A 21,150-nucleotide genomic window follows, 5' to 3' on the forward strand; every position below is an offset into this window, starting at 1 on the left:
ATATAGGAAAGACGGAGTCATTTTATATTCGTTATCGGTTTTCGTCCAATCGAGTAATATTCAATTGGGTAGCGCGCTACATCGTGAAGCGCATAACAATTGCGCCCATCAAAAATAATCGGCGTTTTCATTTGCTTAACGTATACAGATAAGTCCAACTGGCGAAATTCATCCCATTCCGTTAAAATCATTGCCGCATCAGCATCTTTTAGCGCCTCCTCCACACTGCTTGCATATATGACTTCCTTCGGCAACACACTTTTCGCTTTATTCATCGCGATCGGATCATAAGCAACAACAGTTGCCTGTTCCGCAAGCAGCTCGCGCGCAACGACAAGCGATGCAGCTTCCCGCATATCGTCTGTATTTGGCTTAAACGATAAACCGAGAAGAGCCACTCGTTTTCCGGCGAGACGACCAAACCGCTCTTTCGCTTTCTCAATGAGCTTGCGTTGTTGTTTATTGTTTACTTCAATCACTGCCTTCAGCAATTCGAAATCGTGATCAATATTTGCCGCAATTTTCGCTAACGCTTTCGTATCTTTCGGAAAACAAGAGCCTCCATAACCGATGCCAGCGCGCAAAAACGAGGAGCCGATGCGCGCATCCATCCCCATTCCAGCCGCCACTTGTTCAATGTCCGCGCCAACTTTTTCACATATGTTCGCAATTTCATTAATAAAACTAATTTTCGTTGCTAAAAAGGCGTTTGACGCATATTTAATCATTTCTGCGCTGCGAATATCCGTGTGAAAAATCGGAATGCCAAATGGCCGATGAATATCGGCAACGACCGCTGCTGCCCGTTCATCATCCGCACCGATCACAATGCGGTCGCCATGAAACGTATCATGAATCGCAGACCCTTCACGCAAAAATTCTGGATTTGATACGACATCGATATGCACATGTGGAGCGAGCTGCTTAAACATACGTTGTATTTCATGATTTGTCCCAACTGGCACCGTACTTTTCATGACGACGATCACGTCTTTCGTCACCGCCGAAGCAATGTCTCTCACCGCTTGCTTTAAATATGTTAAATCCGCAAAGCCATCTTCATTTTCAGGCGTGCCGACCGCGATATAAATCACATCCGCTTCCTGATATGCACGCGCACCATCTGTCGTAAAAAACAACCGATTCGCTTCCATATTTTCTTTCATTAACGGCTCAATGCCCGGCTCATAAATCGGTGAGATACCTTGTCGCATCCGCTCAACTTTTTCTTCATCGACATCCACGCATGTCACCTGATGACCAATATGCGCAAGCGCCACACCTGTCACTAAGCCCACATATCCTGTTCCGACAACGACAATGTTCATAGCCAACCTCCGTGCACGTTTTTTTTCAGTTTACACAAACGTGAGCATTTTTGCACGATACGGCTATCGAAAAAAATGAAAGATTTCTCTTATAAAAACATAGAAACTCGTCTATCATTATAGTAAAAGAAAGGAGGAGAAAGTGTTGCAGAAAAAACAAACCGTTTACCAATTAAAAATCGCCTTGCGTGGTATTCGTCCTCCCATTTGGCGACGTGTACTTGTTCCAAGCAATATTACATTCGATCAACTTCATCTGATCATTCAAGAAGCAATGGGTTGGAAAAACTATCACTTATATCAATTCGAAACAAGCGATGCGATCATCGATGTGCCACACCCTCTAGACGATTTTTCACACCCTCGGAAAGATATGCTCGATTCTCGAAAAATACGGATAAAAACATATTTAAGTCAAGAAAAAGACAAAGTTTTATATACGTATGACTTTGGCGACAATTGGGAGCATATCGTTACATTAGAAAAAATTGAAAAACGAATGGAACCGTTGACACATCCTATTTGCATTAAAGGAAAACGAGCATGCCCACCAGAAGATGTCGGTGGCGTTTGGGGCTACCAAGATGTGATCGATATGATGCAAGACGATACAAGAAAACAAGAACGGGAAGAGTTTCTCGAGTGGTATGATGAATGGTACGGAGACGACTTTGATCCAGAGTATTTTGACATAGAGGAAGTAAACGGAAGACTAGCAACAATCAAATTCAAATAAATGCATTTTTTAGGGCTGACTCAAAAGTCCACCTTTTAGCGGTCTTTTCGGTCAGCCCCTTTTCTGTATCTCCAAATGCTCCTTTAACCGTTGCGAAATGGCTATACGTTCTTCCTCTGGTACAATCAAATAGTAGATCCCGTTTATTTTTTGACCTTTTCCTTGTATGTGTAGCTGCTCGATATGACGTCGTGCTTCTTTATAGTTCGCTTGAATTTGTTTCATGTCGTCAAATGTCAAATTTGTTTTTATATTTTTTCCTATCGCTTCAAGTATGTCACCATAGTTTGTAAGCGAAGAGAAGCTAGCTCCTTTTTTAATAATGGCTTCAATGACTTGTTTTTGGCGATCTTGTCTGCCAAAATCGCCACGTGGATCATCATAGCGCATACGAGCGTATTTTAATGCCTTTTCTCCATTTAGAGTAATTTCTCCTTTAGGGAACGACTCTCCCTCATATTCAAATGCAAAAGCATTATTTACTGTTACACCGCCAACGGCATCTACGATATCCTTAAAGCTTTCCATGTTCACTTTAATGTAATAATCAATGGGAATGTCTAAAAAATGTTCGACCGTCGCAAGCGTCATTTCCACCCCGCCAAAAGCGTAAGAGTGGTTAATTTTATCCTCTTTCCCTTTACCAACAATCATCGTACGTGTATCGCGCGGAATGCTTACCATTTCTATCGACTGCTTTTTCGGGTTTACTGTCATCACAATTAACGAATCTGCCCGACCGCGATCATTTTTTCGTTCATCTACCCCAATAAGCAAAATCGAGATCGGTTGTTTTTCTGTAAATGATAGCTCCTCTGGGCGTTTCTCTGAATGTTCACGTTGAATAGGTTCGTGTATTTCGCTGATCGTTTGTTGTAGTTTATAGTAAACAGAAAATGCATACGCCCCTACCAACGCAAGAAATAAAACAATTGCTCCGATCCATATACGTTTTACCCTTTTTCGTTCCGATTTCATCTACATCTTCCTCTTATCATGAAGTTATTTTCATGTGAAGGATATCATATAGCTCGACGAAGGGGAAGAGAAAGTTTGTACATCCTTTTATAACTAATTTCATTCTCTACATTAAATGAACAATTTCTATATCCGAATAAAATTTTCGCAAGTACTCTGCTAATAAACGACGATGACAGTAATGTGGGGCGTGTTCACTACATAGTAGACAAACCGTTTTCTTTGCGATGAGATCTTGATGGGACTGCTCTACTTTTCTCATTTTTAATAACTCTACATATCTCTCCTCATAATCTCCCCAAGCCATCTCCTTGTTTTTATACGCTTTGAGAATTTCCTCCGTGGGGGCAAGAAGGGGATCATGAATATAACCAATACCTAATATTTCTAAAATAAATGCTAAATCGTCTTTTTTAGCGTATCCCGATAATTGCGACGTATTATGCAAACGTGTGTCAATAACTACTTGAACATTTGCTTGTTTTAAAAGTTCCACAAACGTTCGCAACGGTTTCTTCGCAAACCCAATTGTGCAAATTTTCGCTTTCATTTTTTCACTCACGAAACTTACGCAAGGAAGCCCCTGCCTTTAGGCACGGGGAGGAATTGCACCTTACGCAAGTTCCGCCACCCCCTTTCCATAAGCATATCCGTCAAATCGCTGAATGACTTGGACATATCTATAATTTATTCCTTGTGCGATACGCTTTCCGTCCTTGCCTTTAATATCGAAACTTCCAGTCTTTCTACATGCGACTTCGCCAAACCAAACGCCTTGATATTTCCCTCTTGGGACAACAGCCTTAACCATGTCCCCTGTTTGAAAACCAAAGAAGAATTTTTGTCTTGCAAGATAACCTCTTGGGAAGCCATATCTATCTAGGTTTGTACGAGAGCGACTACCACGCCCTTTTGCCTTGATAAATAACACTTCTTTTGTTTTGAAATATAAGTGATTTGTTGTGCTTTCGCCTACACAACAAGCGTCAAAATAATGTGTTTTCGGCAAGTCTAAACGAATACGATTCATTTTTGTTCGTGCACCTGTTCCACACTCGACATCTAATCCTGTCTGCTTTAACACTTCATACGCTTTCCATCTTGTCGAGTTGATAGCACTTGCATCCTTTAATGATTCTTTGACTTGCTTTTGAATGTGCGGATACCCGAATTCTTCTGCTGTCTTACTTCCTTTGCGCTGATTACAGTCATGACAGGCAAGACATAGGTTATCCACTCGGTCTGTTCCACCTCTCGATTTTGGAATGATATGCTCCACTTCAAGTGGAACATTTTCTTTTCCGCAATAACAACACTTCCGCCCAAACTTTTCAAGCAAATACTCCCGTACTTCATATCCTTGTAGCGTGCCTTGTTGATACTCTACACCATTGATTTCAGGATTTCGCATGAGTTGCGTGTCGAATTTGGCATTTTCGTATGATATATGTCCAATGGGGCATAACTTTTTTAGACGGCTAACCCATGTTTGGATATTTTGCACACGACTCTCTAGTGATGGAGGCAACCACCCGTCTTTTCTCCTACGATTAAGAAAACGTGGTTTTCTGTATCGAGTTTTTCGATTTCGTCTTGCTCGACGAAAAGCACGCCTTTTATCTATTCTTTCCTTGATGTCTGTGCGATGGTCAAGTTGCCCTAACCATACCACTTCTTGTCCTCGCAAAATCGCTAATCCTGTATGCCTGCTTCCATAGTCGATTTTTAGCCGATATGTTGCTTTAATTTCTGATTCGTCTACTGATTTTTTCAAGATGATGGTAAATGGAAATCGCCTGTAAATCGCCGCCTTCCCTTGTTTCAACAGCTTTCTTGCAACTGCTTCGTGACAAGGAGCAAGCGGACACTTATTTGTGTCTAACACAAAAACCATAGGGTTCTCCCCTTTCCTCTGCATAAAGCAGGTCATATTCTCCTCGACCATGTTATAGATGCTTGTTATGTGCAAGACACTAGCGCTACCCACCACGCTTGTTTAACCTTGCACGACAGAGGAACGGGCTGGAGAAGCACCCGAACGTGTCATGACATCTATAACGTAGGCTCTGTTTCAAGCCTTGGTCTGGTCAACATGGGGCTTACAAGCCCATGACTTTAGTCATTGGGTTGTTGACGTCCGTGAACAGTTCTTCAGATAAAAACGATAAATGGTGAAAATCAATATGCTCGTGCACTTGCGGGAAAAAGAGAAGAATAAACTCTTCAAAAAACGTTGTGATGAGCTCTTTAAACAAGCGGTCGTGATCGACGGCCATACATTTACCTCACCTCCAAAAATTTTACATGCTTTTTCGACAAAACGAACCAAATTCCTGCTTGGGAATGAATTTTTTAAACAAAAGCAGAGAGCCAATCTATGACCCTCTGTTTCTACAAATCTCGACATATATCGGGGCGTGACAGGCACGCTGCAAAAAAATTGTTCATAAAAAGAGGAAAAAACACGTCAGCAGCGAATTGATGAAATGGATACATTTTGCGCATTTGGGGGGAGAGAAGATGAAAGAAAAGTATCCTGTATTAAAAGGGGCAGAACCGTTTTATTTTGAAGGGAACAATATAGGAATATTAGTTTCCCATGGTTTTACTGGTACAACGCAAAGCATGCGCCCGTTAGGCGAGGCGTACGCAAAGGCGGGGTATACCGTTTGCGGCCCACGGTTGAAAGGGCACGGAACGCATTATGAGGACATGGAACAAACGACATATGAAGATTGGATTCGATCGGTCGAGAGCGGATATGAGTGGTTAAAAGAACGTTGCGACACCATTTTTGTGACAGGTTTGTCGATGGGCGGGACCTTGACCCTATATATGGCGGAAACATATCCGGAAATAAAAGGAATTGTCCCGATTAATGCGGCGATTGACATTCCAACGATGGCCAGCGCAACAAATTTAGAAGACTTGCCTAGGTATCTGGATGCGATCGGCTCAGATATCAAAAATCCAGACGTGAAAGAATTAGCATACGAGAAAACCCCTGTCGCCTCCATTCGACAAATTGTCATGCTCATGGAAAAGGTGAGGGCCGACCTTCATAAAATCACATGTCCTGCATTAATCTTCGTTTCCGAAGAAGATCATGTCGTCCCACCTTCCAACTCTCAGCATATTTATGAGAAAATTAGTTCCAGCGAAAAAGAGCTTGTTTCGTTGAAAAATAGCTATCACGTTGCGACGCTTGATTATGATCAACAAAAAATTGTCGACCTGTCATTACGTTTTTTTGAAATGTATTCCGAAAAATAAATTCTCAAGAATGAAAAGATTTGTTTCGGCGAGTGCCGGGCAAATCTTTTTTGTTAAAAAATGGCCGTCATCATTTTTGTGTAACTATTCAGCCACATCATAAAGTGATATTAGGTCAATAAAGTAGACACAAAAATTTATAAATTTTTAGCAGCTACCGCGCTCTCGCTTGATGGCCTTTTAAAAACAATTACGACGCTGTCCTAATTATTTTTAAAAGGTAAATTTTCGGGTCTCATTTTTCTATTAATATGCTCATTAAGCTCCCTTTTTATAGTACATACGTTCTTATTCAGAAGGTGAAAAATACTCTGTTGCGGAGTGAATACGTTTATTATTGTAAAATATTTCTATATACTCGAATATGCTCTTTTTTGCTTCTTCCCTTGTTTTATAACGAGTCTGATAAATTAGTTCTTTTTTTATGATCCCATGAAATGATTCGATACAAGCGTTGTCATAACAGTTTCCTTTGCGGCTCATGCTACATTTCATACCGTATTCAATTAGCTTAGCTTGATAGTCATTTGAAGCATATTGACTCCCTCGATCAGAGTGATGGAGGATAGATCCTTGTGGTTGTTGACGCTGATATGCTTGCTTTAAAGCGCTCAACACTAGCTCCTTTTTCATTGAACAATCTATATGCCAGCCGACTATTTTCCTTGAATACAAATCCATAACACTAGCTAGATAAAGCCAACCCTCATCCGTTGGAACGTATGTGATATCAGCTACCCACACCTCATTTGGTTTTGTAACAGTAAAATTTTGGTTTAAGACATTTTCATGAACCGGATGGTTATGTTTCGAGTTAGTGGTTGCTTTATGCTTTTTCACGGTACGAGACTTCATTCCCTTTTCTTTCATTATGCGGGAGACCGTCTTCTGTGAAACCTTAATTCCTTCATGATTGAGCTTTTTGGTAACCTTTGGACTCCCATACAATTGGCGGGATTCGATATACACACGACACACTTCCTGCGTCAATTCTTCTCGGCGCTCTTGTCTAGCACTTTTGGGACGATCACGCTACTTATAATAACCGCTTCGAGAAACTTTCAAAACTTCGCACATCTTCTCCAATCGGTAATCGAAGCGATGTTCATGGATAAATGAATATTTTACCGATGGTCTTTCGCGAAGAAGTGCATCGCCTTTTTTAAGATGGAGTTTTCCTCCTCTAGATCCCGAATACGTTTCTTCAGTTCACGAACTTCGTGGTCTTCAGTTCGAAAAGTTTGGGTTTCTGATATTTCTGGTTCTTGCTTATACTTTTTCACCCAACCGTGAAGCGTATTTTCATTAATTTTGAGCTCCCGAGCCACTTGTGCAACGGATTTCGCTTCCTCCAAAATATAACGAACAGTTTGACGCTTAAAGTCTTCCTCGTATCGCCTTTGTTTTTTTGTCATGTAGACACCTCATTTTTTAGTCTATTATTACTATAATAATCTGTGTCTACTTTTTAGTCTAACATCAGAACTCCGTGGGGCTGTCAAGTGCTCTCCTTGACAGTTTTACGGGGTTCTGAGACACTGAAAAAAGACGAGAAAAGGAAAGGAATCAGAACTGTTTCGCTCTGATTCCTTCACGTTAACTGAATTTATACTGTCTACTTTTCGGATCGCAGTGCACTGTGTCGGAAAGGGGCACCGTCGTCATTCACCGTCGTCATTTTATTTCTTCTCCTTTTCCAGTTAATATTTTTAATTCATCATTTTCATAACCAATCTCATAATTCAGTTTATATTTTGCATAAGAAATTCCGTCGTTTTTCCTTTCCTCTGCCGTAATCACAGCAGTGACAGACACTGTGTCACCTTGTTGCCTTGCATTCATATCATCAACAGTAACAGACAATGTATCTAAATAACCGTTTCTAAACTTTTCATATGATATTTTCGACTTCCAAGAACTCCCTAATAGTGAATAAGCAGTTACATAATCCCCATAATTAATATTTTCATAGAAATACGAAACAAGACGCTCCGCCATTTCTTCGAAAGAATCACCTTCTTCATGAGCATAGGCATTATCCACAAAAACAATTTCCGGCAGCTTGGTCATTGGATGTTCGGACCATTCTTCAATAAGCGAAATAACGTTTGGAATCGGGATGCTAAAGCCAATGGAACCTTGATCATACCCCGCCGAATTAATTCCCAATACTTCTCCCGTTTTACTATCGACAAGTGGACCACCGCTATTTCCCGGGGCAATTGGCGCAGAAATTTGATATACATTTTCATAACGAAACGGTTGTAAATCAAAAGTTCTCCCTACCCCGCTAATAATTCCTGTTGTCACCGTGTTTTGTAATCCTAATGGACTGCCTAGCGCCAGCACTTCATCGCCTACTTCCGCTTTTCGATTTTTTGCCACTTTTAGCGGTTGTAAAGATGAAAGTTCTGGCACGCGCACTAACGCCACATCTATATTATTACTAACGCCAATCACAGTCCCGGTAAATTCTTTCGAATCTGCCGTTTTTACTTTCACTTCCTTGGCATTCGCAACAACATGCGCGTTCGTAACGATATCTCCTTTATTGTTATAAAGAAATCCAGAACCTAGAGTCCCATCCTCCGTTTCTATTTGTACGACTAGTTTTTGTGATTTATGGATGATTTCTTTTAGTTCTGGTGAAGTTTCTTCTTTCTTTTCATATTTATTTTCTGCTACTGCAATGATGGATGGCTGAGATAATTTTTTCGGCACGGACTCTTTTATATGTATAAACGCAAAAATTCCCGCTCCCCATATGGCCAGTGTACATAAAACGCTGATAATCCATTTTTTGTTCATTATGTCACCTCTTTAATCGAGATACCATGTAATATTGTCAATAGCCACTTTCGCATTTTCATTAACTCCGTAATAAATATCTTCAAATGTTCCTGTATCGCCTGGTTTTACATAATATGGATACACAGTTGTAAATCCATCATCTAAATAATTTCCTTCTGCATCAGTAATTGTGTAATAAATCGTAATCGAATAAATTCCTTTTGTCGCAACATTTTTGATTTCCCCATTAATATAAAGATCTCCGTACTCATCTACATTGGCATTCAATGCCGTCACTTCCACAGCGGCAGTACGATTCTTTAAATCTTCTTGGGCAGCGGCTTTCATTGCTTGTTCTATTCGTTCTTGTTCTGCTTTTTCAAACGCTGCCTGTTCATTTTTTACTTTTTCTTTGACAGATAAAAGTTTTTCATCATTCACCGCATATTGTAGCCCCTTATCTAAAATAGAGATCGCTTTTGAAAATTGTTTATTTTTTGCTTCTTTTTCCGCTTCGGTGCTTGCAATCTGCACGATTTTATTAGTGATTTGTTCTTTCACTTGTTTCGCTTCTTCTGATGATAACGTGGAAACAATATTAAGCTTGTCTGCCAATTGCTCAATTGTAGTTAATTCGTCTAACTCCTGTTTGATTTTCCCCACCGTTATCGTAATATCTCTTCTCGTAATTTCTTTCTGAAATGGGTTAAACAAAGGGCCTTTTCTCTTTTCATATTCCTTTTTCACATTTTCTAATTGTTCGGCAGCTTCATCATATTGTTTTTGTTTTATCTTTTGATCTACTTCTTGCAGCCCTTTCGCAAGCGCTTCCGCTTGTCGAATAACATGTATATCTTTAGATAACACCGTATAATTCGGACGAAGATTTAACGCTTTATTTAATTCTTTTTCCGCCCTTTCATATTCTCCTTTCAAAGCAAGCTCCTCCGCCTTTTTTTGCAACGCTACCACTTGCGCGTTTACCTTTTGCTCATAACCGTAAAAACCAGCAATGCTAGAAGCTACAATAATCAAACTCGCAACAGGAATGGCAATTGGCAATAACCGTCGGACTTTGCTGTATTTAGCTGCTTGTTCGCTTTTAGAAAGCGAATTCGATTCCTCATCCGCTGCGCTCACAACACTATCTAAATGATGATCTGTCTCCTGTTCCCCCTCCCGCAACGGCACACCGCATTGTGGGCAAAACCGAGCTTGATCAGATACTTTTTCACCGCATTGATGACAAAACACTCAAAAACTCCCCCTTTAATGATTCTATCTAAACCATATATGAATCCGATGAAGAATGTTGTCGAATTTTGTTTCAAAAAACAATTTTTTGTAAAAAAATGAACCCAGAAATCATAATGATTTCTGAGTACCAATGCTTGGTCAAATCCCCGCTTTGACATCAGTTGTTTTGATGTTTGTATTCGATCATCTCGAATTCTTCAAAAATCGACCGCTTTTCAATCTGTAATGACAATGTATTCACGAAACTTACGCAAGGAAGCCCCTGCCTTTAGGCACGGGGAGGAATTGCACCTTACGCAAGTTCCGCCACCCCCTTTCCATAAGCATATCCGTCAAATCGCTGAATGACTTGGACATATCTATAATTTATTCCTTGTGCGATACGCTTTCCGTCCTTGCCTTTAATATCGAAACTTCCAGTCTTTCTACATGCGACTTCGCCAAACCAAACGCCTTGATATTTCCCTCTTGGGACAACAGCCTTAACCATGTCCCCTGTTTGAAAACCAAAGAAGAATTTTTGTCTTGCAAGATAACCTCTTGGGAAGCCATATCTATCTAGGTTTGTACGAGAGCGACTACCACGCCCTTTTGCCTTGATAAATAACACTTCTTTTGTTTTGAAATATAAGTGATTTGTTGTGCTTTCGCCTACACAACAAGCGTCAAAATAATGTGTTTTCGGCAAGTCTAAACGAATACGATTCATTTTTGTTCGTGCACCTGTTCCACACTCGACATCTAATCCTGTCTGCTTTAACACTTCATACGCTTTCCATCTTGTCGAGTTGATAGCACTTGCATCCTTTAATGATTCTTTGACTTGCTTTTGAATGTGCGGATACCCGAATTCTTCTGCTGTCTTACTTCCTTTGCGCTGATTACAGTCATGACAGGCAAGACATAGGTTATCCACTCGGTCTGTTCCACCTCTCGATTTTGGAATGATATGCTCCACTTCAAGTGGAACATTTTCTTTTCCGCAATAACAACACTTCCGCCCAAACTTTTCAAGCAAATACTCCCGTACTTCATATCCTTGTAGCGTGCCTTGTTGATACTCTACACCATTGATTTCAGGATTTCGCATGAGTTGCGTGTCGAATTTGGCATTTTCGTATGATATATGTCCAATGGGGCATAACTTTTTTAGACGGCTAACCCATGTTTGGATATTTTGCACACGACTCTCTAGTGATGGAGGCAACCATCCCTCCTTTCGCTTGCGGTTCAGAAAGCGTGGTTTTCTGTATCTTGTTTTTCGATTTCGTCTTGCTCGACGAAAAGCACGCCTTTTATCTATTCTTTCCTTGATGTCTGTGCGATGGTCAAGTTGCCCTAACCATACCACTTCTTGTCCTCGCAAAATCGCTAATCCTGTATGCCTGCTTCCATAGTCGATTTTTAGCCGATATGTTGCTTTAATTTCTGATTCGTCTACTGATTTTTTCAAGATGATGGTAAATGGAAATCGCCTGTAAATCGCCGCCTTCCCTTGTTTCAACAGCTTTCTTGCAACTGCTTCGTGACAAGGAGCAAGCGGACGTTTGTTTGTGTCTAACACAAAAACCATAGGGTTCTCCCCTTTCCTCTGCATAAAGCAGGTCATATTCTCCTCGACCATGTTATAGATGCTTGTTATGTGCAAGACACTAGCGCTACCCACCACGCTTGTTTAACCTTGCACGACAGAGGAACGGGCTGGAGAAGCACCCGAACGTGTCATGACATCTATAACGTAGGCTCTGTTTCAAGCCTTGGTCTGGTCAACATGGGGCTTACAAGCCCATGACTTTAGTCATTGGGTTGTTGACCTATATCCATAATTTATGATAAATCTACACCGTAAATTCTTAATGTTCCACCTTCGCCATTTGCTTCGCTTGTTCACACGCTCGGACGACTTCATCGAGCGATTTGCCCAACCCTGCTTCCACAGCGGCGATATACGCTCCTTCCACCAATGGGGCATCGGCGATGGCGATATGACCCGTTTTCTCCAGCATTTCGATTGCCAATTCCGCATTCATCAAAGCACTTCCAAGGTCAAACAGAATAACAACCCCTTTTTCCGAATAAACGGACTCAATCGCTTCCTTGATGCGGAAAGCGTTTGTTCCAATCTCTCCATCATTTCCCCCGGCAATTGCGATCGGAACATCAGGCTGAACTTGATTCAATAGTTTTTTTAAACCGCTTACAATTTCCTCACTGTGCGAAATTAATACAAGGCTGACATACTTCATGAATTGATCTCCCCTTTATCCTTCCAGCGCTTCCGCTAAAGCGGCAAACAAAAAATACGAAGAAGCCGAACCTGGATCGATGTGGCCAACCGATCGCTTTCCTAAGTAAGCGGCGCGCCCTTTTTTCGCCTCAAGTTCTTTTGTGTGTTCCATTTTTTCTTTTGCGAGAAGCGCCGCTTCTTTCGCTTGCATGCTTCCCTTTTCCCGCAACAACTCTATGACCGGCTCCCACACATCAACCATCGTTTTTTCGCCAACGCTTGCTTTTCCGCGCGCTTTAATTCCGCTTAACGCCGCTTCTAACGCTGCGACCAGCTCTTTATCATCCGCTTCCTTTTTCCCGTTTAGCGCCAATGACATTTTCAAAAATGCAGTGCCGTATAGCGGCCCTGAAGCTCCGCCTACTTTCGCGATTAACGTCATGCTTACGTCTTTGAAAAGCGAACCGAGATCTTCGTAATTGACAGAAGCAATTTTTTCGACTACTTCTTGAAATCCCCGCGCCGTATTTAGCCCATGGTCGCCATCGCCGATTGCTTGATCGAGCTCCGTTAAATATTGTTTTTGTTGCTGAATTTTATCGTTTGCGATGTTCATCCATCGTTTTGCCTGTTCCACGCCAAACGCCATGATGATTTCTCCTCTCCCTTTATTTTTTCAACGCAATTGTATCGGCAGGCGCATCTAACAATTCGATTAAGGAATCATCCAATTTCAATAGCGATATCGAGCATCCCGCCATTTCCAGAGAGGTCATATATTCTCCGACAAACGTTTCATGAACATGAATTTGCTTTTCCTTTAAGATTTCCAACACTTTTTTATTCACAATATACAGCTCCATTAACGGTGTCGCGCCAAGCCCGTTAATCATCACTGCGACGCGATCGCCTTTTTCTAATTTCATGTCAGCGAAAATTTTGTTCAACAACGTTTCCGTGATTTCGTCCGCTGTTTTAAGCGTTGTTTTTTCAATTCCCGGTTCGCCGTGAATGCCGATGCCAACTTCGATTTCATTTTCGCCAAGTTCAAAGCCTGGTTTCCCCGCTGCCGGCACGGTGCACGGAGTAAGTGCCATTCCCATGGAACGGACGTTTTGCACCACCTTCTTCGCTACCGCTTCTACTTCTTCAAGCGATGCGCCGCGCTCCGCCAGCGCCCCTGCGATTTTATGAACGAACACCGTTCCCGCGATGCCGCGCCGCCCTGTCGTAAACGTGCTGTCTTCCACCGCAACATCGTCATTCACAATGACTTTCGCGACACGAATCCCCTCTGCTTCGGCCAACTCCGCGGCCATTTCAAAATTCATGACATCTCCCGTATAATTTTTGATAATAAGGAATACACCTTTCCCGCTATCGACCGCTTTGATCGCCTCAAGCACCTGGTCAGGTGTCGGTGAGGTAAACACTTCCCCGCATACCGCCGCATCTAACATTCCTTTGCCGACATAGCCCGCATGCGCCGGCTCATGTCCGCTGCCGCCGCCGCTCACGATTCCGACTTTTCCTTTTACTGGAGCATCGTTTCTCACAATCACATTCGTACCCGGCAGCCTTCTCAACCGATCACGATAAGCGGCAACCATTCCTTCCAACATATCATTGACAACTTGATTTGGGTCGTTAATTAGTTTTTTCATCATTCTCTCCCCCTGTTGTATGATTAGATAATTTCTATCTTCTTACATTCTACCATAAATACTGACTATTATTTTTAAATTTTGTATGTCAAAATCGCACAATGAAATCGATGTTTTATTTCCTGTTTGGAACGTTCGTGAACGTAACTATTCACCTCGATAGTAGTATGTAAAGAAGCGCAACACAAATAGGGCATCCCCGTAATAGAAAATGCCCTAAGTGGTAGAAAGAACACGATCGAGCGTGTCGCCTGTCAACAGAAGACATAACGAATCCCACACGTTTTTTTCGTGTTTCGCGAGTGTGGAAACGATGCTTCTTGTGATGCAAAACGACTGGGCGAATGTTTCTTCGCGAAACGTACCCGAAATGTTCTCTTTCACTTTGACCATGCGAAGATCGCGTTCGGCTTGGTTGTTGTCAAAGGGAACATGCACTTCACGTAAGAAACGCAGCGCTTCTTCCTTTCGTTTCTGAAGCCGTCGAACAAAAGCAAGTGCTTTTTTTGGAAGAGGCGTCATCGTTTCCAATCGGTGTTGTGCTCTTTCTAGGATGCGATCATACACTCGTTCCCACCGTTTCGCTTCTTCTTCGGAAAGTGCACCGTGATGGGCTTCGACGGCTTGTTTGGCGGCTAACAGAAACGTGGTCAAGCGCATCGCCCACGTATGCCCTTGTTCGATGAAACCCTTCAATTCACGCAAATGATGGGCGTGACAAAGGGCATGGGTGGCTTGTGTGCATTTCGGATACGTACCGAACCCATCGTGCATCATCGTCCCTTGATACCGCGGAAGAATCCCGATGTCATCAGTCGCTTTCTTTCCACGAGAAACGTGAGGAGCCAAGTACGTATATTTCGATGTACAGGCGACATGCACCCATGCGAGTTTCCCCTTGATGCGCAAACTCGTTTCATCGACATGCAGGATGTTGGATTCAAGTAAGGCGTCTTCGATGATGTCCATATTTGATTCCAACGCTTCGCGTCCTCGTTTCACCATATTGGCAAGAGTTCCCGTACTAATCGAGTGTTGATATAACGCTTCGATTGTATCACTTAAACGCTTGTACGGGATCAATTGGATATGATGTAAATAAACAGCGAGCGCCGTGAGCCGTGGACCGTATTGCACATGATTCGTGACATGGGATGGGAATTCGGCTTGTTGCACGCATCGACAATGCGGACATGATTTCACTTCACGTTCATGTTGTGTCACTTCAATCGACACGGGAGGCAGATCAAACACTTGACGGACATCGACTTTGAACGGTTTGACATCACGTAAAGAAGCCCCACATCCTTGACACGTATGTACACGGTGGACGACACGATGATGTGGATGTTCCACTTGACGGAGCGTCGTCCCCTCATGTCCCTCTTGTCCACCAGGCTTTTTGCCAGATGGTTGACGAGAAGAACGTGTGTTGGCAAAACGGTCAGAAGATGGGGGCAAATGGCTATTGGAGCTGTTTTTTTTCGTGCGTGCTTCCAGCTCTTGAACGCGATACTTGAGTTGTTCATTTTCTTTGCGTAGCTGTTTGTTTTCTTTCAACAGTTGCTCAATGACTTGTTGTTGGTGAGTAATGAGCTGCTTTTGTTGTTGGACTTTGCTGATTAAGCTTTCAACTGTAAATACAGCTTGTTGTACCGTCAACATGTGATTCACCTCCTTGTCTATCAATATTCACATCATAGACAGGAAAAGCAAAAAATATTCAGCTCACTTTATGATGTGGCTGAATAGTTACGAAATATAAATAATGTTGAAAAACATAAGTTGCGACTTTGTAAATAATATGCTCTTTCGAATAAGTACTTGGTGTTCGTCCACAAAATTCAATAGTCATTCTCATTCACTCGCTTGATGTCGAAGATTGCGGAATATACTTATATGTACCGATCAACAATTGTGGAAACCCCATACGCGTTGTCAACTGAGAAATTAACTCCCTTGCATAAGGCCAAATATTGATTGGAACATTTCGTTGCACAAATAGTTTAATCGCTTCTTCTAAGTTCTCTCCCTCCAAATGATTATCATTTGATTTTTGTAACCTGTACTCTAAAATATAAGAAAACTCGATATCGAAAACTTTATTATCAGGATTGTTTTCTTCATGTGCGTTAATATAAAACATAGCTAATGCAGCAAAAAAATCGTCCTTGTAGTACTCTAAACGCTGACCTGTCTGAATATCAACATCGACATTCCCTTGAAATGGATCTGGATAGTAACGTTTACTATTAATGGAATGCAGGTAAAGATTATCTAAATCCACCGCTTGAATTAGACGTTCATATATCTTTTCCATGTTTTTTACTCCTCACTTCCAAATATACGGATATTAACTTGATAAAAAAGACAAGCTCTAGACGAACCTGTCTTTGTGAAATAATTGGATTCAATTTGAAAATAAGCATCAAACTCTTTATTGCGAGTAAACTGTCGATAATCAGATAATATTTGAAACATTGTAAGACGCTGCTTAAATAGATAAGGAAGTTCCATCAACCAGTCAAGAAGATGATCATAGTCTTCAGAGTTCAATTGATAATCGTATCGTTTTTTAAACAAAGAAATGCTTTTTTCGACACGTTCTAATTGAGAGCGATGAATGGAAAACGGATTTAAATTCTTTTCAAATTCTTGAAACATCTTATATCCATCTGTTTCGAACCATGTATATACTTGATTTGCTTTTGAACGCAAATATTCACTCTGATTGGATGAAGTTAGTTTATCACGCACATCTCTTACCTGTTTAAATATCCAGTCAAAAAACTGATTAAAAACATTTGATAACTCAGCTCGATGGTCTTTATATACGGACGGGAAATGTGCTGGATTCCAACGCTGAAAGTTAATGTTTATATAAGGACGTTGTTCAGCCACCCGATACTTTACCTCATAAGACATATAAATCCCTCCTAACATAAGGGAATGCGTACAACTCCTAAGCTTACTATATCATATTTAACAAGTAAATCCACAAAAAAGTATTGACATTTTTCATAATTTTATGCAAGAAGATTGTTTATACATGTCATAATAAATACAAAAACAGCCTCCCGCTGACACTCATTCAGCAGGAGGTTTTCTATTTACTTCCCGTTGCGGCTATGCCATTTCCACGCGCTTTCGATGATTTGTTCTAATGAATATTCCGCTTTCCAGCCAAGTTCTTCGTAAATTTTTTGCGATGACGCGACAAGGCGCGCCGGGTCGCCCGGGCGGCGGTCGGTGTACTTATCGGGGCGTGACAGGCACGCTGCACAAGGTTATCAATATCCATGGCAATGACCAAGCCATCCCCCTAATGTTAAATCTTTGACAAACTTCGAAGCACGGCAGGTATTATCCCATAACAGGGGCTAATTCATCCAATGTTGCACCTTGGAAAGAAGGAATCTCGCACTCAAAGGCTACTTTCAGCCACCAATGAGGTGTTGATTTTTCATTCATATACACAACACGAACAGAAGGGTTCACTCCATTTTCTAACAAGGAAAAGATGGCCTTACTATAAAAAGCCGGAACATATCCAAGCTTCTTCCCCCCATGAGTATAAATAGCAACAGCATGAGGGTCATAAGCGTTTGTTGGTTCTTGTACTAATTTCAACGTTTCGTTAATGGCTAGCCATGTTGCCCAATTTTGAGGAAGATTTTGATGGCGCATGCCATGAACAAAAAAGCTGACGCGCAGCTTGCCATCGTTTTCAAGACGCAGCGGCTGCTCAAAAGAATAAGTGTCGCTGGCTAACCGCCCACGTGTTTGTTGAAGCAAGTCCATCTTAGTGGAATTCTCATCCAGACCTAAATCGGACAAAATGGCTTTAAAATCCGCACGATCTGGTGACGGCAATCGGCGTTCAAACGCCGGAAACAGCTCCTTTGATCGATATATTTTAGTTGGGTCTGGGAAAGCTGGATGCAACATATACCCGTTATTCAATGCATCTTTCAGTTTTCCGTGACCAGAGGCATTATAGGTGTAAGTGAACTCATAATAGCCATCATAATGAGAAAGAGTTCCTATATGATAAAAAGAACGGGTTTTGGGATTTTGCCAAACCACTAAAAGTGTATGAACTTTTTTCATGTTATTGATCACCCCTTCCAATCCACTCCAATATTTTCTTTCTTCGAAAAGGCACTATACTCAATAACCAGTCTTTTTGTGCCTCGCTTAAAATATCTAATGATTGAATAAAATCAGAATACCTTATTAAATCAAATTCAACTAACTTTTGGATACTTTGATGAAACTCATCTGTAAAGTTTTTACTAATATATGTTAACAAGTCTTTAGCTTTGACTTTTTTCTTTTCAAATATACCCGCCTTAACCTTTGTTTTCTCGGTATATTTGTTCATTTCTTGGGGATTCGAAACCATTTGCATGAGCTTTTCATCATCAAATCGAAAACCTAAGGAAACACCGTTATCATAAATGGGGGAGAACTTTGCTCCTGTTTCGAGAAATAGTAATTTCCAATTAAATGGGTGCCTATCTTGATTGCCAATAAGAATATCAAACAATTGCATATCTATAAATTCTGATTTTATGGCCTTCCAATATGCAAACTCCCTCATTATTTTGAATCCAGCATCAATAAGTTCCATGCCCTTCAATGAGGATTCTTGGAGCTTCGTATAATCATCTACTAGTGCTGATAATAAAACTCCGCCTTCTTCAGCCATTTTTGCATCATATTCTTTTACAAAATTTCGCAGAAGACATCCTCTTCTACCATTCCTTGTTACAATTTCCACATCCATCATTTCCAAACCAAATATAGCTCCAATTTCAGCGGCAATTAATTCTGTAATATCCTCCCAAGAAACTCCTTCTTTAAATTGTCGAGGATATTTTATAAGATAATGTATTTTCTCTGGAGATATCAATTCCTCTTTCTCCAATGTACTTTTTCTACCATATCCGATCCGTTCCCAATCACTAACATCTCTCAACAATGCTAATCGTTCCTTTTTGTATAAATCTTATATTCATTTTAACATAAATTTGATACAAACTGTTCATCAGTAGTTCTGATTGAGTCAAGAGTTTGTGGGAGATTTTTTTGATATTTCGATTCTCTGGATATATTTGGTTTAAATAACCTAGTTTTTGTAAGCGTTTTCTAATCCTCTCATCCTGTTTTCGTGCCCTTTTTTCGCTTTTTTAAAACCCTTTCAATGCTTTTAACGCTTGATAAATAGGCGTTCCTGACGAATGATCGAAATAACGGATATTCCCTCGCACCAACTCTGCTACCTTTGTTCCTACGTGCTTCATCGCCTTTTTCACGATCGTTTCTCGTTCCGTTTCTCTTTTCTCCTCCTGCGCAAACACCTCTCCTTTCCATGTCTGAATCGTTAACCCGTCTTTCACGGCTACCATCACGTGTAAAAACGCTCGAATCCCTTCTTCACACCAACCCCGTCCATTTTTTACTCGCTTCGCAAAGACGTGCATCGTTCCCTCTGCACTTCCCATCGGGCGCATTCCGGTCGTATCTATGCCTTTCTCCCGCAACCATTGACGGTAATCACTCAAGCATCCTGGCATCGATTCGATCCGTTGAATCAATCCTTCCAATTGCTTTTCTTTCTTCTCATCCCCTAGGGTGCCTACCGCACTATGCAGTTCGGTTAATAACCCATTTTCATCGAACAAGGCCAGCTTTTTCCGAATCGTCCGGTACCGTGGGTGATCTTTTAAGCATTCACGAATCTCTCGCGCTACGTGGAACCGATCTAGCTGGAAAAACGCTCGCTTCCCGAAATATTCCCGACAAACCGTAATCCACGCAGCTCCATCGCCATTGATCACCACCCAATCCCTCGTGGGGTCATAGCCGTATTCCTCGATCAAAAATCGTTCTAATCCTTCCCACATCGGCTCGTTTGTTTCGTGTACATAGTGCCGTTTCCCAACCAAGGATACCCGTTTCCCGTTGGCTTTCCATCCTTGGTGCACTGCCAAAATCTTTTCTTCTTTCCCTCTTCGCCGACTTCGCTGCCGTTTCACGTATAATCCGTCCGCCTCCACGAACAACACCTGTCGCTCCATTTCCATCGGACGATGTCTATCCACCGTTGCTTGTAACACGAGCTGCCGAATCGTTTCATGGCTCATCACCGCATAACCTACCATCTTCTCTAACGCTTCGGCGGCTTGGCGATACGAAGGGCCGGTAACGGCTAATTCCATGGCGGTTTCCTCCAATAATGGACTCACTCCCTTTGCGCCATCGAACCCGAGGAAGGGATCTAATAAGCACGTATACACGCCTTTTTCTCGATCCAAATAGTAATTGCGCCGAACCTCCACCTCCCCAAAGAGCGTCTGGATGCGTACCGTTCGTTTATCTTTTAGGTAATAGCGTTTTTTATCTCGTTGGTTGGCTAGCTCTTCATCCAGCCGTTCTAGTACCTGTTGAAGCATTGCTCCATAGGTTTTTTGCAACATCGAAAACAATTCCATTTCTATCTCTTTTAATGTTTGCCCATCTGTGATAAACTGTTGCATAGGACTCTCTGACCTCCTGTTGTGGTTTGATTGCACTTATCAACATACAGGAAGAGAGTCCTTTTTGCATCTATTTTGCTCATCCTCCTTCTTTTATCAAGGAAATTCCCCCTTGAACCACATGAAAGAGGATTTAACTTCCTCCCACAAACATTTTACTCATACATTTTTTCGTTCAAGCGATCGTCTACAAAAGAAGAGTAAGCATACATTCGAACTAAAAAAGTTCCATCCTCTTCTTCGCTATGTTCGTTTCCATCTCGGGGATTCATATTTAAGGCTTTCAACCACTTTCGAGCAAGATTATATTCCGTCCCGATTCTGTCAATAAACGTTTGGTGAGTTTGCATAATTT

19 protein-coding genes and 3 pseudogenes are annotated in these 21,150 nt (G+C 41.5%); 2 read left to right on the plus strand and 20 right to left on the minus strand.

Annotated features, from left to right (window positions below; all coding sequences use genetic code 11):
* Positions 1-17: 17 nt before the first annotated feature.
* Complete coding sequence (locus NSQ23_RS14735; RefSeq protein ID WP_339171818.1) at positions 18-1,328, minus strand: UDP-glucose/GDP-mannose dehydrogenase family protein; 1,311 nt, start codon at positions 1,326-1,328, stop codon at positions 18-20.
* A gap of 142 nt (positions 1,329-1,470) precedes the next feature.
* On the opposite strand from NSQ23_RS14735, the gene NSQ23_RS14740 reads away from it, so the two are divergent.
* The gene (locus NSQ23_RS14740) at positions 1,471-2,064 is read left to right on the plus strand and encodes a plasmid pRiA4b ORF-3 family protein (RefSeq protein WP_339171821.1); all 594 of its coding nucleotides are present in this window, start codon (positions 1,471-1,473) and stop codon (positions 2,062-2,064) included.
* A 51-nt stretch (positions 2,065-2,115) separates the two neighbouring features.
* Here NSQ23_RS14740 and NSQ23_RS14745 read toward each other — a convergent pair whose 3' ends face one another.
* From NSQ23_RS14745 to NSQ23_RS14760, 4 genes and pseudogenes are all read right to left on the minus strand, one after another.
* The gene (locus tag NSQ23_RS14745) at positions 2,116-3,042 is read right to left on the minus strand and encodes a LytR family transcriptional regulator (protein WP_339171823.1); all 927 of its coding nucleotides are present in this window, start codon (positions 3,040-3,042) and stop codon (positions 2,116-2,118) included.
* Positions 3,043-3,148: 106 nt separating this feature from the next.
* The gene (locus NSQ23_RS14750) at positions 3,149-3,592 is read right to left on the minus strand and encodes a DUF488 domain-containing protein (protein ID WP_339171826.1); all 444 of its coding nucleotides are present in this window, start codon (positions 3,590-3,592) and stop codon (positions 3,149-3,151) included.
* 63 nt (positions 3,593-3,655) lie between these two features.
* Positions 3,656-4,936: an RNA-guided endonuclease IscB gene (iscB, locus tag NSQ23_RS14755; protein WP_339174442.1), complete on the minus strand. Its 1,281-nt coding sequence runs from the start codon at positions 4,934-4,936 to the stop codon at positions 3,656-3,658.
* A 238-nt stretch (positions 4,937-5,174) separates the two neighbouring features.
* A pseudogene (locus tag NSQ23_RS14760) lies at positions 5,175-5,318 on the minus strand (transposase); the annotation flags it as partial.
* 244 nt (positions 5,319-5,562) lie between these two features.
* Here NSQ23_RS14760 and NSQ23_RS14765 point away from each other — a divergent pair.
* Complete coding sequence (locus NSQ23_RS14765) at positions 5,563-6,315, plus strand: alpha/beta fold hydrolase (RefSeq protein WP_062754222.1); 753 nt, start codon at positions 5,563-5,565, stop codon at positions 6,313-6,315.
* Positions 6,316-6,603: 288 nt separating this feature from the next.
* On the opposite strand, the pseudogene NSQ23_RS14770 reads toward NSQ23_RS14765, so the two are convergent.
* The 15 genes and pseudogenes from NSQ23_RS14770 to NSQ23_RS14840 form a co-directional block, all read right to left on the minus strand.
* A pseudogene (locus NSQ23_RS14770) lies at positions 6,604-7,730 on the minus strand (IS3 family transposase).
* 259 nt (positions 7,731-7,989) lie between these two features.
* Entirely contained in the window at positions 7,990-9,123 is a 1,134-nt protein-coding gene (locus tag NSQ23_RS14775) for a trypsin-like peptidase domain-containing protein (RefSeq protein WP_328267025.1), read from the minus strand.
* Positions 9,124-9,135: 12 nt separating this feature from the next.
* Positions 9,136-10,359, minus strand: a complete 1,224-nt coding sequence (locus tag NSQ23_RS14780; protein WP_339171833.1) for a zinc-ribbon domain-containing protein — start codon at positions 10,357-10,359, stop codon at positions 9,136-9,138.
* Positions 10,360-10,654: 295 nt separating this feature from the next.
* Positions 10,655-11,935 carry an RNA-guided endonuclease IscB gene (iscB, locus tag NSQ23_RS14785; protein WP_339174444.1) on the minus strand — a complete coding sequence of 427 codons (1,281 nt, stop codon included), beginning with the start codon at positions 11,933-11,935 and terminating at the stop codon, positions 10,655-10,657.
* Between the two features lie 280 nt (positions 11,936-12,215).
* On the minus strand, positions 12,216-12,608 hold the full coding sequence (gene dhaM / locus NSQ23_RS14790; RefSeq protein ID WP_192954474.1) for a dihydroxyacetone kinase phosphoryl donor subunit DhaM: 393 nt from the start codon (positions 12,606-12,608) through the stop codon (positions 12,216-12,218).
* Positions 12,609-12,623: 15 nt separating this feature from the next.
* Complete coding sequence (gene dhaL / locus NSQ23_RS14795) at positions 12,624-13,238, minus strand: dihydroxyacetone kinase subunit DhaL (protein ID WP_119877386.1); 615 nt, start codon at positions 13,236-13,238, stop codon at positions 12,624-12,626.
* A gap of 19 nt (positions 13,239-13,257) precedes the next feature.
* A complete protein-coding gene (dhaK, locus tag NSQ23_RS14800) occupies positions 13,258-14,253 on the minus strand; it encodes a dihydroxyacetone kinase subunit DhaK (RefSeq protein ID WP_192954475.1) in 996 nt (331 codons plus the stop codon).
* 216 nt (positions 14,254-14,469) lie between these two features.
* Positions 14,470-15,918, minus strand: coding sequence for an IS66 family transposase (locus NSQ23_RS14805; RefSeq protein WP_339171842.1), 1,449 nt, complete (start codon positions 15,916-15,918; stop codon positions 14,470-14,472).
* 196 nt (positions 15,919-16,114) lie between these two features.
* The gene (locus tag NSQ23_RS14810) at positions 16,115-16,573 is read right to left on the minus strand and encodes a protein-export chaperone SecB (RefSeq protein ID WP_339171844.1); all 459 of its coding nucleotides are present in this window, start codon (positions 16,571-16,573) and stop codon (positions 16,115-16,117) included.
* Positions 16,574-16,578: 5 nt separating this feature from the next.
* Entirely contained in the window at positions 16,579-17,178 is a 600-nt protein-coding gene (locus NSQ23_RS14815; RefSeq protein WP_192954353.1) for a hypothetical protein, read from the minus strand.
* A gap of 185 nt (positions 17,179-17,363) precedes the next feature.
* Positions 17,364-17,510 (minus strand): annotated as a pseudogene (locus NSQ23_RS14820) (GDP-mannose 4,6-dehydratase); the annotation flags it as partial.
* 106 nt (positions 17,511-17,616) lie between these two features.
* Positions 17,617-18,363 (minus strand): HIRAN domain-containing protein, encoded by a 747-nt coding sequence (locus NSQ23_RS14825; protein WP_091705233.1) that lies wholly within the window; start codon positions 18,361-18,363, stop codon positions 17,617-17,619.
* A 1-nt stretch (position 18,364) separates the two neighbouring features.
* Positions 18,365-19,237, minus strand: a complete 873-nt coding sequence (locus NSQ23_RS14830; protein ID WP_064213985.1) for a HipA domain-containing protein — start codon at positions 19,235-19,237, stop codon at positions 18,365-18,367.
* A 208-nt stretch (positions 19,238-19,445) separates the two neighbouring features.
* Complete coding sequence (locus tag NSQ23_RS14835; RefSeq protein WP_339171848.1) at positions 19,446-20,795, minus strand: ISLre2 family transposase; 1,350 nt, start codon at positions 20,793-20,795, stop codon at positions 19,446-19,448.
* Between the two features lie 155 nt (positions 20,796-20,950).
* On the minus strand, positions 20,951-21,145 hold the full coding sequence (locus tag NSQ23_RS14840) for a hypothetical protein (RefSeq protein WP_091705010.1): 195 nt from the start codon (positions 21,143-21,145) through the stop codon (positions 20,951-20,953).
* Positions 21,146-21,150: the final 5 nt, after the last annotated feature.

It is taken from the genome of Anoxybacillus sp. FSL W8-1294 (genome assembly GCF_037965005.1).
In the GTDB taxonomy this organism is placed as follows: Bacteria; Bacillota; Bacilli; order Bacillales; family Anoxybacillaceae; genus Anoxybacillus; species Anoxybacillus flavithermus_G.